The following is a 12,520-nucleotide window of genomic DNA, read 5'->3' as shown; positions in this document are numbered from 1 at the left end:
GCCTGCATTAAGCAGGCCGTTTTATTTTATTTCGCGGTCTTTTTCACATCAAACATGGTGGCGTCCGTCGCCATGTCATCAACTACCTGCTTCAGCGTCGCAAAGGTCATCGGCGTACTTTCGTTGTTCAGATCTTTACCTTCGCCTTTACGCACCACCTTCATGACCGGTTTGTTGGTGGCCGCATCGATCAGTTCGCCTTCAAAGAAGAGATGCGTATCCATGGTGCGATGCCCGGTTGCCATCTGCGTACCGGCTACCACCAGCGCGACCGGCACCACTTCATAGAACTGCAGACCTTCTTTCTGCGAACTCACCCCGGTAATTGCACCGCGGAAAATCAGGCTGTGTTTACCCGGCGTGGTCACGACTGGCTTACGGGTACCAATAGCGGTTTTCATTTTGTTATTGGTGTAATTCAGCAGCTCATCAAGCGTTTTTTGACCAATTTGAGTGGTCGGTTTAGGCGCAGGATAATAAGTAATCGGCGTCCAGAGAATACTGTCGTAATTAGCTTCGTTATAAGAAGGATCAACCCAACGCAGCGTTGGTTTACCCGTCGCAGACGTCGTCTGCTGCAAGCCTGAATAGTCTTTCAAAAAGCCAGAATATTGTTCGGGAGCCGCGACTTTTGAAGAACAGCCCGCCAACGCCAACAGACCAGTAAGCACTGCAACTTTAAAAAAAGTTTGAGTACGCATGATAGTTTTCCATGTTATCTGCAAGTATGCATTTGAAGTTATAGCAAAAGACCGACGGGTTTGTTGTGACAAAAAATGATGCGGGGAGCACAAATTGCGAAAAGACTGCCCGCAAGCGTGCCGGGCAGTGAAAAATTACTGATTTATATCCATTTGCCAGAACAGATGTTTGCCAAACGGGTCAATTTCATAGCCCGTCACCTCCTTGCGCACCGGTTCGAAAATGGTTGAATGCGCAATCATCACCGCCGGCATTTGATCATGCATCATTTGCTGAGCCTCTTTATACAACGCCACGCGTTTATCGCGATCGGTGGTTGATTTTGCTTCCGCAATAATTTTATCGAAGGGCTTATAGCACCATTTCGCCGAATTTGAGCCACCGTTTGCCGAGGTACAGGTAAATAGCGGACCAAAGAAGTTGTCGGGATCGCCCGTTGCGGTCGTCCAGCCCATCAGCGCGGCCTGGTGTTCCCCGCCCTTCACGCGCTTAAGGTATTCGCCCCACTCATAGGTGACGATTTTGGTCTGTACGCCGATTTTCGCCCAGTCGGCCTGAATCATCTCCGCCATGCGTTTCGCATTCGGATTGTACGGACGCTGCACCGGCATCGCCCACAGGTCGACGCTCACGCCGTTGGCAAAACCGGCCTCTTTCAGCAGCGCTTTCGCCTTTTGAGGATCGTAATCGTAATCCTTAAGCTCGCTGTCTGCGCTCCAGACGCCCGGCGGCAGCAGGTTCTTTGCTGCAGTGCCGGTGCCGTGGAAAACCGCATCAATAATGGCCGGCTTATTGATGGCCATCGCCAGCGCCTGACGGACTTTTACGTTATCCAGCGGCGGCTTTTGGGTATTGAACGCCAGAAAGCCGGTATTCAGTCCGGCTTTGCTCATCAGGTTGATGTCTTTGTTCGCCTTCATGCGCGGCAGGTCCGCCGGGTTCGGGAACGGCATCACCTGACACTCGTTCTTCTCAATTTTGGCAAACCGCACGGAGGCATCCGGGGTGATGCTAAACACCAGCCGATCCAGCTTCGATTTCCCCTGCCAGTAGTCGTCGAACGCCGTAAACAGGATCCGCGAATCCTTCTGATACTGCGCCAGCTTAAACGGCCCGGTGCCTATAGGCTCCATATCCACCTTCTCCGGCGTGCCCGCTTTGAGCATCGCGTCGGCATATTCCGCGGACAGGATAGAGGCAAAATACCATGCCAGATCGGCGACAAACGGCGCTTCCGGGTGCGCCAGGGTAAAGCGCACGGTGTGGTCATCAACTTTATCAATGCCGGTAATCAGGCTGCCAAACTCCAGACTTTCGAAGTTGGAATAGCTGCCGTTAGAGACGTTGTGATACGGATGATTCACGTCTTTCTGGCGCATAAACGAGAAAATCACGTCGTCGGCGTTAAAGTCGCGGGTCGGCGTGAAGGATTTATTGCTCTGGAATTTGACGCCCTTACGCAGATGGAAGGTGTAAACCTTGCCGTCGTCGCTCACCTCCCAGCGCTCCGCCAGGCTTGGCACCAGCTCCGTGGTGCCGGGTTTGAAATCAACCAGCCGGTTATAGACCGGCACGGCGCTGGCGTCCACGCTGGTTCCCGAGGTGTATAGCTGAGGATTAAAGTTTTCCGGCGATCCTTCGGAGCAATACACCAGCGTTTTCGCGGCGACGGTGGAACTGACCGTGAGTACAGCAAGCGCCAGCGTTATAGTTGTGAGTTTGCTTTTCATCATTTATTCCTGTTTTTTTAATTCGACGGCTAATTAATTCTTTTGCCATTTCATAAATAACATTAAAGTGATGTGGCAAACACCTGAAAAATAAATAAGGAATAAATCACTATGGGCTCGCCGCTTTCCAGACAATTAACGCACCGTTTTTTCCGCTATCTCGCGATCACCAGCCAGAGCGACCCCAAAGTCAAAACCCTGCCCTCAACGCCGGGCCAGCACGACATGGCGCGGGAGCTGGCGCAGGAGCTGGCACAGCTGGGGTTAGACGATATTGTGATTGATGAATTCGCCACGGTAACGGCGGTCAAAAAAGGCAACGTGCCCGGCGCGCCGCGCATCGGCTTTATTACCCATATAGATACCGTGGACGTGGGATTATCACCGGATATTCATCCACAAATATTAACCTTTACCGGTGAAGATCTCTGCCTGAATAAAGAGAAAGACATCTGGCTGCGGGTTAACGAGCACCCTGAAATTCTGGCGTATCCGAATGAGGAGATTATTTTCAGTGACGGAACCAGCGTATTGGGCGCGGATAATAAATCGGCGGTCACGGTGGTCATGACGGTGCTGGAAAACCTGACGGCGGAACATCAGCACGGGGATATCGTCGTGGCGTTTGTGCCTGACGAAGAGATCGGCCTGAACGGTGCAAAAGCGCTGGACCTTAAGCGCTTTGACGTGGACTTCGCCTGGACCATCGACTGCTGCGAGCTGGGAGAAATTGTCTACGAGAACTTTAATGCGGCAGCCGCTGAAATCCGCTTTACCGGCGTAACGGCGCACCCGATGTCCGCCAAAGGCGTGCTGGTGAATCCCCTGCTGATGGCGACTGACTACATCAACCATTTTGACCGCCAGCAAACGCCGGAGTGCACCGAGGGGCGTGAGGGCTATATCTGGTTTAACGGCATTCAGGCCGGGCAAAACGAGGCCATTCTTAAGGCCAATATCCGCGACTTTGACAAGGACAACTTTGCCGCCCGCAAGCAGCAGATTGCCGACGTAGCCGCGCTGGTTGCCGCCCAGTATCCAACGGCCAGGGTGGACTATCGCATTGAAGATACCTACAGCAATATCAGCAATGCGATTGGTGAAGACAGGCGCGCCATCGATCTGATGTTCGAGGCAATGGAATCACTCGGCATCACGCCGAAGCCGACGCCCATGCGCGGCGGTACCGACGGCGCGGCGCTCTCGGCAAAAGGGCTGCTCACGCCGAACTTCTTCACCGGCGCGCATAACTTCCACTCGAAGTTTGAATTCCTGCCGCTGTCGTCGTTCGAGGCGTCTTACAACACCGCCCTGCAGATCTGCCTGCTTGCTGCCCGCTAAGCGGGCTTGCGCGCCAGCATCGTGGCAAAGCGCAGCTTGATGCGGTTGCCGTTTTCGTCGGTGCGGTGCAGTTCGCCAACGTCTTCGTTGTATTTGAGCAACTCCCAGCCTTCGTAGTAGTTGCTCAGCTCACCGCTTTTGAACGCAAACGGGAAGCCGACGGTGCACGGGTAATCCGCCGTATCCATCGCGGCAACAATCAGGTTGTAGCCGCCGGGCCTGGTGCAGCGCTGCATGTTGGCGATAAGTCCCGGGATGGTTTTTGACTCCAGGAACATCAGCACCACGGTGGAGAGAATGAAATCGTACTCGCCGTCAAAACTGAGGTTGTTGAGATCTTTAATCGCCGTGTGGAGGTTATCGATCCCTTCTTCCGCCTTAATGCGCTCGATATTCTCGATGCTCATCGGGTTCTTGTCCCATGCGGTCACCTCGTAACCGTTGGCCGCCAGATAAAGGCTGTTGCGGCCGTTGCCGCAGCCCAGATCCAGCGTTTTGCCCGGTTTAATCTGTGCCGCACTGAACAGCACCTCTGAATGGGTGCGGGTTAAGCCATATTTCTCTGTGAAGTAATTCTCATCAACGGTCATTATTTTTTCCTGAGCCTGCATAAGTTTAAAGTGCATCCTGAATGCCATTTTAAGGCGTTTACCGTCTGGTTTCCAGCCGCTCGAAAACCGAAAAATTTGCTACGTTTAGTTGAGACGCTTATCAGAGACCAAAAGATGAAAAAATATCGCCTTAGCGACGAAACCCGCCTCTGGCAATGGAAAAACGGCGAAACTACCCGCTCCGTCACGCTGCGGCAGATTATCGCGACAGTGGATTTTAACGACGTGACGGTCGGCACGAAAGGCGGCTGGGTTGACGATGAGCGCGCCCTCGCGCAGGACGGCGACTGTTGGATCTACGACGAAAACAGCGTGGTGTTCGCCGGTGCCGTCGTGTCCGGCAACGCGCGACTTACCCTGCCGTGCATCGTTAGCCACGATTCGCATATCAGCGGCAGCTGCTGGCTGGACGGCGCGGAGGTCAGCCACGGGGCGCGCATAAGTGACAACGTCACCATTCAGCACTCCTGCGTGCGGGGCGAATGCCATCTCTACGGCGATGCCCGCGTTCTGCACAACAGCGTTATCATCGCCGCCAAAGGTCTGACGCCGGACCATGACCAGATCCTGAAAATCTACGATAAGGCGACCGTCAGCCAGTCGCGCATTGTGCACCAGGCGCAAATCTACGGCGAGGCGATGGTGAATTTTGCCTTTGTTGAGCACCGCGCCGAAATATTCGACAACGCTATCCTCGAAGGTAACGACTTAAATAACGTCTGGGTCTGCGACTGCGCAAAGGTCTATGGCAACGCCCGCGTGATTGCCGGTTATGACGACGATGCTATTCCGACGGTGCGCTACAGCTCTCAGATTGCGGAGAATGCCGTGGTGGAAGGAAACTGCGTCATCAAGCACCACGTTCTGATTGGCGGTCAGGCATGGCTGCGCGGCGGGCCGATCATGCTGGACGATAAGGTGGTGATCCAGGGACGCGCGAGGATCAGCGGGGATGTGCTCATCGAGCACCGGGTTGAAATCACCGATGATGCGGTCATCGAAGCGTTTGCCGGGGAGAGCATTCACCTGCGCGGCGAAAAGGTGATTAACGGCGACCAGCGCATCACCCGCACCCCGCTGCTGGGAGCGTTATAGGGCGTAGATCTTCCCGTAGATATTCACATCGTCAAAGCGGCCATTCAGGTATTCCGCTTCCCGCAGGCATCCTTCCAGCGTAAAACCGTTACGCACGGCAACGCTGTTGCTGTGCTGATTCGCCACCCGACATTTGATCACAAAACGGCGGATCTCCCCGCGTTCGACGTAGTAGCGCATAAACGCCTGCAGTGACCGGGAGAGAATGCCCTGCCCCTGATGGCTTTCATCCAGCCAGTAGCCGATGTACCCGGCTTTGTTGGCTGGTTCAATCGTATTGAACGACAGCACGCCGACCAGTTCATCACTCTTGAATATCAAAAACATTTTGGCGTAGCCGCGCTGGTGCAGCATCTGGTTACTTTGCACGTTGCGGCGGGTATCGTCCTCGCTGCCCACGTGCTGCGCCCAGTCAAAGGCGGTTTGCAGAAAGGTTTTGTTTTTGACGACGAGATTATGCAGATCGGCGGCGTAGCGCTCTTCGACGGCGCGAAGCTCGAGAGCGTCAGATACCGGGATAATTTCGGATTTTGCTGCGGTCATTGCACCTCACCCTAACCCTCTCCCAAAGGGAGAGGGAATCGATCGTTAACGCATTATCCGGTCGTCAACGTAGTTACGTTTATCCGGCGCTGGCGGGAAATACTGGTACAGCCAGGTTTCACTGATGGCATCGCCCTGGCAGCGCAGGAACAGGCGCATATCCACCGGCTCCGTCGAATCCGAGGTTGGGTACCAGTCAAACAGGATGCGATAGCCGTCAAACGGCTCAACGTAGAGGATCTCAACCTGCTTCGCTTCACCGCTGGAGAGCGTAATCACCGGCTCGATGCCTTTTGGCGCAGCGGCCTTGAGGTCGCCACCGACGAAGTCGATAGCAAAGCGACGGGCCCACACTTTCGGGTAATTTTCGCCCGGTGCCCAGCCTTCCGGGAAGCCGCCCATGCCGGTACGGGTGGCGAAGACGTTGGCCAGCGGAGAACGCACCGGCGGCATTGCGCTCCAGTACAGACGATATTTAAAGTCCAGCTCGTCGCCCGCCTTCACCGCTTTTTCCGGCTGCCAGAAGCAGACCACGTTATCCAGCGTTTCGCCGGTGGTCGGGATCTCCATCAGGCCAACCGCGCCTTTACCCCAGTCGTTACGCGGTTCAACCCACAGGCTCGGGCGTTTGTTATACCAGCCCATCACGTCCTGATAGTGCGAGAAATCGCGGTCGAGCTGCAGCAGGCCGAACCCTTTCGGGTTTTTGTCCATATAGGCGTTAAACTGCAGCTTCTGCGGGTTGTTCAGCGGACGACAGATCCACTCCCCGTTGCCGCGCCACATTGCCAGGCGGTCGGAGTCATGAATTTGCGGGTGAATGGTGTCACACATGCGGCGTTCGTTATTGCCGCAGCTGAACATGCTGGTCATCGGCGCGATGCCGAGCTGCTTGATGTCCTTCCGCGCATAGAGATGGTTTTCCACCTCCATAATCACCTGGCTCTTCTCGCAGTGGATCACGAATTTATAGGCACCGGTGATGCTCGGGCTGTCCAGCAGCGTGTAGACGGTAAAAGTCGTGTCGCCGGGCTTGACGGTTTCAAACCAGAAGGCGGTAAAGTCCGGGAACTCTTCCGGCGTGTCGGTAAAGGTGTCTACCGCCAGACCGCGCGCGGAAAGGCCGTACTGGTAGGTGTCATCTACCGCGCGGAAATAGCTCGCGCCCAGGAAAGAGACAATATCGCGACGCGCCAGCTCAGGCGCCTTAAAGGCGCGGAAGCCCGCAAAGCCGAGATCGCTTTGCCCTTCCAGCTGTTTGGTATCCACACCCGTTTCACCGTAGCTGAACAGCTCCGGACGGAAGTGGATCTCGCGCGCCATAGAGGTTGACTGGTCCAGCGAGAACATCCGCACGCGGCGACGGAACCCCATCCCCATATGGAAGAACTGCACGTCCAGCTGACGCCCTTCAATGTTATTCCACAGTGACTGTTTTTCATCGTAGCGGATGGCGTTATACGCCTGCGGCGTCATGGTTGCCAGCGTGTCCGGCAGCGGACGCGGCGCGCCACCCCACGGGGTTTTCGCCAGGTCATGCGCCATGGATTGCAGTACGGAGAAGTCAAAACGACGGCTCTGGCCGTCAGCAATGTCAGAGTCGGCAGCGTATGCCGCTTTGGAAAACAGGGAAGCAAGGCCAGATGTGCCGCTCAGGGCTGCCACTGCCAGCGAGCCTTTTAGAAAACGTCTGCGATTCATGCCTGGAAAAACGTCCTTATGGTCGTGTGAATGTGTTTCGCGCTCGGCGAAATGACGGCAAGAAAGAACGCACAGCCTAAACAAAAATGGTTAAGAATCCAATTGTTGGCCGGTGATTATATGAACAAAGTGAGAAATATTTTCTGTCGACCAGAACGGCCCGAAAGTGGTGTAAAAAACAGTAAATACACAAAATCATTCATGCTGGATCAAGGCGGCAAGTCTGAGAATCCCCAGGAGCTTACTTAAGTAAGTGACTGGGGTGAACAGACGTAGCCAACGCAGAGGCAGCTTGAAGGATGAAGTGTATTAAAAATGCCCCGGCGCGACATCGTTCGCCGGGGCTAATGAGGCGGTTATTTTACGCTGACATCGATACCCGGGAAGTACTTATCAGCGAGTTTAGCGATCGTGCCGTCGGCACGTACTTTATCGATCGCGGCATCAAGCTGCTTTTTGGTGGCCTCGTCGCCCTTACGCAACCCAAAACCGATCCCACTGCCGAGGATAGTGTCGTCAGACACCGGTTTGCCGATGAAGCCAAACCCTTTCCCCTGCGGCTTGCTGAGGAAACCTGCCTGCCCGGCCGCGGACATGACCAGCGAGGCGTCGATACGGCCATTCAGCAGATCGCCCCAGGCCATATTCTGATCTTTATAAGACACCACGGTGACACCCTGCTTTTCCCAGTGCTCTTTGGCATAGGTTTCCTGGATGGATCCCTGCAGTACACCAATGGTTTTGCCCTTCAGCCCTTCTGGGGTAGCCTCAACCGCCGTGCCGGCCTTGCCGACCAGCTGCGACGGAATACGGTAGATCGGTTGGGTAAAATCAATGCTCTTGCGGCGCTGCTCGGTGATGTTCATCGCCGAGTTGATGGCGTCAAATTTCTTCGCCACCAGGCCCGGGATCAGCGCATCAAAGGAGGTTTCAACCCAGCTGCACTTCAGCGCTGCCGCTTTGCAGATGGCATTCCCCAGCTCAACGTCAAACCCTTCCAGTTCGCCCGCCGCATTGCGGCTCTCAAACGGCGGATATTCCGCTTCCAGACCGTAACGCAGCTCGGTGGCCGCGAAGGAAGAAAAAGTACACAGCAATCCCATGCCGACAACTAACGCGCGTAATTTCATCTACAACTCCTCAGCGTGGTTTAACCCGACACAGGGCCTGGGCACCTGCCCGTAACGTCGCCTCATCTTTCGCAAAAGAGAGACGAATCAATTTATTATCCGTACCGTCCGCATAAAACGCCGACAGCGGAATGGTGGCAACGCCGTACTCAACGATCAGCCGTTTCACCAGCTCGCTGTCGCGCTCGTCGCTGAACTGGCTGTAGTCCGCCAGCATGAAGAACGATCCGGCGCTCGGCAGCAGCGTAAACGGCGAATCGGCCAGCAGGCTGTGCAGCAGATCGCGCTTGCGCTGGTAAAACGCCGACAGCGACAGCCAGGTTTGCGGGTCGACCATATGCTCAGCAAACGCGTGCTGCATTGGCGTATCGGCAGAAAACATTAAAAATTGATGCACTTTACAAATCTCTTCCATCAGTACCGCCGGTGCAACACAGTAACCCACGCGCCACCCGGTGACGTGATAGGTTTTTCCGAAAGAGGAAATAATCACGCTGCGCTCCGCCAGCTGCGGGTGCGTGGCCATCCCGTGATGCGGCTCGCCGTCAAAAACGACGTGTTCGTACACTTCGTCAGACAAAATAATGATGTCGGTATTGCGCGTCAGCGCCGCCAGCTGCTGCAGGTCACTGGCGGAGAAGACCTGACCGCTCGGGTTGTGCGGCGTGTTGATGATGATCATGCGCGTGCGCGGGGTGATCGCAGCGCGAACCTCATCCCAGTTGACGGCAAAATCCGGCACGGTGAGCTTGATGGCAATCGGGGTTGCCCCCTGCAGACGGACAATCGGCGCATAGCTGTCAAAGGACGGCTCAAAGTAGATCACCTCATCGCCAGGGTGCACCAGCCCGCTAATCGCCGAATAGAGCCCTTCGCTGGCGCTGGCGGTCACCAGCACCTCGCTGGCAGGGTCGTACTGCGTGCCGTAGAGCGTGGCAATTTTATCGGCAATACGTTCCTTGAGCGGCTGCAGACCGGTCATCGATGCGTACTGGTTATGCCCTGCCTCCATTGCGCGGGTGACGCCCGCAATCAGCTTCGGGTCGCAGGAAAAATTCGGTGCGCCCTGAGAAAGGTTAATCGCGTTATGCTGCGCCGAGAGCTGGCCGATAACGGTAAAAATGGTGGTTCCCACATCCGGCAGTTTGGAGCGCGTTTGCACTGGCGTTCGTAAAGTCATCCTCTTTCCCTTCTCATGGACATTGCATAACTATTCAAACAACATCTGTGCTGTCGGGACAATCGAATTGTTGTCATAATAGCCATGAGAAAAATGCATAGCTGAGGTGTTTTCTATGTCACGCCGTTCGCTCCCCCTTAATGCCATCGACGCATTTTTAGTCACCGCGCGTCACCTCAATCTTACCCATGCCGCGGCGGAACTGTGTCTGACGCAGGGGGCCGTGAGCCGTAAGATTGCCTCCCTTGAGGCGTGGTTTGGCTTTCCGCTTTTTGAACGCCACGCGCGCGGGCTGCGCCTCTCACCGCAGGGCAGCGCCCTGCTTCCGGAGCTGCAGTCCGCTTTCGAGCAGCTGCTGTCCGTGGCCGACCAGGCCCGCAGCCAGCACACCGTGATCCGTCTGAAGGCCCCCACCTGCGCCATGCGCTGGCTGGTGCCGCGCCTGCTGGAGGTGGAGCGCGAGCATCCGGATCTGCAGATCGCGCTGACCACCACCACCGATCACAACGTCAATTTCAAAACCGAATCTTACGACGCGGCCATTGTGTTCGGCACGCACATGAGCGCAGGCGATTTGCTGTTCGAAGAGGCGCTCACGCCGGTGTTCAGCCCGGTGCGGGCGGGTGCTGCGCTGGGTTCGCTGACGTTTCTGCACCCGACAAGGGACAAGACAGACTGGTCGCTGTGGCTGACGAAACAGGAAGGTCCGGGCTTTGCCATGCATAAAAATCAACACTTCGATACGATGGATCTCGCCATTACGGCCGCCATTCAGGGGCTCGGCGTCGCCATCGCCGACGAAACGCTGGTGGCAGAAGATATTCATGCGGGAAGGCTGGTACGGCCCTATGAGACAAGCATAAAAACCGGCGCAAGCTACCGGCTGGTGCTGCGCGAAACGCCAGGTGAGGAAAATGGACTGGCGGCGTTTCGCGCCTGTTTGCTTAATCGAGGCTAACGTGGTGCTTCATCACCCGCTTGAAGAGGCTCATGCGGGCGCGCATAAAGCGGTTTTCAAGCCTGAAATCTGCATGTTTATTCACGCCAATGCGTAACAAAACGTCCCGCCCTTTACGGCACGCGGGCCAGTGCGTCGGCCCGGGCAGGATCTCGCGACGACCCGCGTCACGCGCAAAACTCACCCAGTAATCCGCCACCTGGGCAGCAAACTGCAGATCTCGCTCATTGACGTACTGACGTGAAGGCTCTACCTGACCGAGCGTATCGAAGACGTAGGGAACTTCGTTGCCGTGCCAGGCGCCGTTGATGTACGTGCCATGTTCCGCCTCTGCGACATAGTCAAACCAGTAACGCCAGCACAATCCGCCGACGCGCTGCTGGGCCTGCATCACCACGTAGCCCATCGTGGTAAACGCCATGTCGCGACACACCTGCCTGCCCAGCTCTTCATCGCCCTTCACGCCCGGGTAGAGCAGCTTAATCAGCCCCAGCCCGAAGCGGCGCTCCCGGCGAAGCTTCTGGATTTGTCCGGCGAGATCGATGCCAAACACCGCCATCACGCTGGCTTCATCGCTGTTGGAGCCAATCATCACCGGCACCGGATGCTGACGGGCGGCGAAAAAGACGTCAAGCATGGCTTCCGGCAGAACACAGTCTCCTGCGATAGGCGCCGGAGCGACGTTCAGCGGCGCGGTGAGCGGCCAGAACGCCTCGGGCGGAATGGCGCGCAGCTGCCCGGCGGTCGCATTTTCCAGCCCGAAATGGGCGGCCAGCGCTTCCCCTTTTTGCAGCGCCTGCTCGCGCGGCGTGTCCGGTAAGGTGTATCCGCTTTGCACAATCGCCTTGTGGAACAATCCTGCTGCCAGCGGAGAGGCCAGCAGCGAGAGCACGCTCCGCGCGCCAGCGGATTCGCCAAACAGGGTCACATTGGCGGGATCGCCGCCAAACCCGGCGATGTTATCCCGCACCCATTCGAGCGCGGCGATCTGATCCAGCAGGGCAAAATTATGCACCACGCGCCCTTCCTCACCTTCCAGCGCGGGATGGGCGAAAAAGCCGAGATGGCCGAGACGGTAGTTGATCGTGACCACAACCACGCCGCGCGTGGCCAGCGCTTTGCCGTTATACGGCGGCAGGCCTCCGGCACCAATCGTAAACCCGCCTCCGTGCAGCCAGACCATAACCGGAAGCGGCTCGGCCCGCTCTGCGGGAGACCAGACGTTAAGGTAGAGGCAATCTTCGGAAAACTGGCCCGGATCGCCGCCGCCGAGCTCCTGACAATACTCGCTGCTTTGCCAGCTTGAGGGCGAGAAGGCCGTGGCCTCGCGCAGCCCATCCCAGCGTTCAGGCGGCCGGGGCGAGCGCCAGCGCCACTCCCCCACGGGCGGCGCGGCGTAGGGAATACCGCACCAGACGTGGACGTTTTCATCGGTTAAACCAGACAGTGCGCCCTGGCGCGTTTCAACCACAGGGGCGGAAGGATTTTGCATAACGACCTTATTGTTTCCATCACACCCCTGCAGAGTA

At 56.5% G+C, this 12,520-nt stretch carries 11 protein-coding genes; 3 read left to right on the top strand and 8 right to left on the bottom strand.

Annotation, left to right across the window (positions count from 1 at the left end; all coding sequences use genetic code 11):
- Window positions 1-26: 26 nt before the first annotated feature.
- On the bottom strand, window positions 27-701 hold the full coding sequence (locus IM317_RS04995; RefSeq protein ID WP_033145514.1) for a DUF3313 domain-containing protein: 675 nt from the start codon (window positions 699-701) through the stop codon (window positions 27-29).
- Between the two features lie 135 nt (window positions 702-836).
- Window positions 837-2,432 carry an ABC transporter substrate-binding protein gene (locus IM317_RS04990; protein WP_033145513.1) on the bottom strand — a complete coding sequence of 532 codons (1,596 nt, stop codon included), beginning with the start codon at window positions 2,430-2,432 and terminating at the stop codon, window positions 837-839.
- 111 nt (window positions 2,433-2,543) lie between these two features.
- Between IM317_RS04990 and pepT the strand changes: the two genes are divergently transcribed.
- Entirely contained in the window at window positions 2,544-3,773 is a 1,230-nt protein-coding gene (pepT, locus tag IM317_RS04985) for a peptidase T (RefSeq protein ID WP_033145512.1), read from the top strand.
- Here pepT and tehB read toward each other — a convergent pair.
- Window positions 3,770-4,366, bottom strand: a complete 597-nt coding sequence (tehB, locus tag IM317_RS04980; RefSeq protein WP_120785304.1) for a tellurite resistance methyltransferase TehB — start codon at window positions 4,364-4,366, stop codon at window positions 3,770-3,772. The two genes, pepT and tehB, sit on opposite strands and share 4 nt — an antisense overlap.
- Before the next feature lie 132 nt (window positions 4,367-4,498).
- Here tehB and ydcK point away from each other — a divergent pair, with 132 nt between their 5' ends.
- The gene (gene ydcK / locus IM317_RS04975) at window positions 4,499-5,479 is read left to right on the top strand and encodes a YdcK family protein (protein WP_033145510.1); all 981 of its coding nucleotides are present in this window, start codon (window positions 4,499-4,501) and stop codon (window positions 5,477-5,479) included.
- Here the strand turns inward: ydcK and rimL are convergent.
- The 4 genes from rimL to IM317_RS04955 all read right to left on the bottom strand — a co-directional run bounded on the left by rimL (window position 5,474) and on the right by IM317_RS04955 (window position 10,033).
- A complete protein-coding gene (gene rimL, locus IM317_RS04970) occupies window positions 5,474-6,022 on the bottom strand; it encodes a 50S ribosomal protein L7/L12-serine acetyltransferase (RefSeq protein ID WP_033145509.1) in 549 nt (182 codons plus the stop codon). The genes ydcK and rimL overlap by 6 nt on opposite strands.
- 45 nt (window positions 6,023-6,067) lie before the next feature.
- Entirely contained in the window at window positions 6,068-7,723 is a 1,656-nt protein-coding gene (locus tag IM317_RS04965) for a glucan biosynthesis protein D (RefSeq protein WP_033145508.1), read from the bottom strand.
- A gap of 356 nt (window positions 7,724-8,079) precedes the next feature.
- Window positions 8,080-8,853 carry a transporter substrate-binding domain-containing protein gene (locus tag IM317_RS04960; RefSeq protein ID WP_025756391.1) on the bottom strand — a complete coding sequence of 258 codons (774 nt, stop codon included), beginning with the start codon at window positions 8,851-8,853 and terminating at the stop codon, window positions 8,080-8,082.
- A gap of 10 nt (window positions 8,854-8,863) precedes the next feature.
- Entirely contained in the window at window positions 8,864-10,033 is a 1,170-nt protein-coding gene (locus IM317_RS04955) for a pyridoxal phosphate-dependent aminotransferase (RefSeq protein WP_033145506.1), read from the bottom strand.
- Between the two features lie 115 nt (window positions 10,034-10,148).
- Between IM317_RS04955 and IM317_RS04950 the strand changes: the two genes are divergently transcribed.
- Window positions 10,149-10,991, top strand: a complete 843-nt coding sequence (locus IM317_RS04950; RefSeq protein WP_033145505.1) for a LysR family transcriptional regulator — start codon at window positions 10,149-10,151, stop codon at window positions 10,989-10,991.
- Here IM317_RS04950 and IM317_RS04945 read toward each other — a convergent pair.
- Entirely contained in the window at window positions 10,978-12,483 is a 1,506-nt protein-coding gene (locus IM317_RS04945; protein ID WP_049015670.1) for a carboxylesterase/lipase family protein, read from the bottom strand. The genes IM317_RS04950 and IM317_RS04945 overlap by 14 nt on opposite strands.
- Window positions 12,484-12,520 lie beyond the last annotated feature (37 nt).

It is taken from the genome of Enterobacter cloacae complex sp. S3, assembly GCF_014930495.1.
Classification (GTDB): domain Bacteria; phylum Pseudomonadota; class Gammaproteobacteria; order Enterobacterales; family Enterobacteriaceae; genus Enterobacter; species Enterobacter asburiae_B.
This window is presented reverse-complemented; position numbering and strand designations above follow the sequence as displayed.

Bases quoted from the DNA above. Each gene is read 5' to 3' on its own strand.
- IM317_RS04960 (WP_025756391.1), bottom strand. From the start codon at position 8,853: ATGAAATTACGCGCGTTAGTTGTCGGCATGGGATTGCTGTGTACTTTT.
- IM317_RS04950 (WP_033145505.1), top strand. From the start codon at position 10,149: ATGTCACGCCGTTCGCTCCCCCTTAATGCCATCGACGCATTTTTAGTC.
- rimL (WP_033145509.1), bottom strand. From the start codon at position 6,022: ATGACCGCAGCAAAATCCGAAATTATCCCGGTATCTGACGCTCTCGAG.
- IM317_RS04995 (WP_033145514.1), bottom strand. From the start codon at position 701: ATGCGTACTCAAACTTTTTTTAAAGTTGCAGTGCTTACTGGTCTGTTG.
- ydcK (WP_033145510.1), top strand. From the start codon at position 4,499: ATGAAAAAATATCGCCTTAGCGACGAAACCCGCCTCTGGCAATGGAAA.
- IM317_RS04990 (WP_033145513.1), bottom strand. From the start codon at position 2,432: ATGAAAAGCAAACTCACAACTATAACGCTGGCGCTTGCTGTACTCACG.
- IM317_RS04955 (WP_033145506.1), bottom strand. From the start codon at position 10,033: ATGACTTTACGAACGCCAGTGCAAACGCGCTCCAAACTGCCGGATGTG.
- pepT (WP_033145512.1), top strand. From the start codon at position 2,544: ATGGGCTCGCCGCTTTCCAGACAATTAACGCACCGTTTTTTCCGCTAT.
- IM317_RS04965 (WP_033145508.1), bottom strand. From the start codon at position 7,723: ATGAATCGCAGACGTTTTCTAAAAGGCTCGCTGGCAGTGGCAGCCCTG.
- IM317_RS04945 (WP_049015670.1), bottom strand. From the start codon at position 12,483: ATGCAAAATCCTTCCGCCCCTGTGGTTGAAACGCGCCAGGGCGCACTG.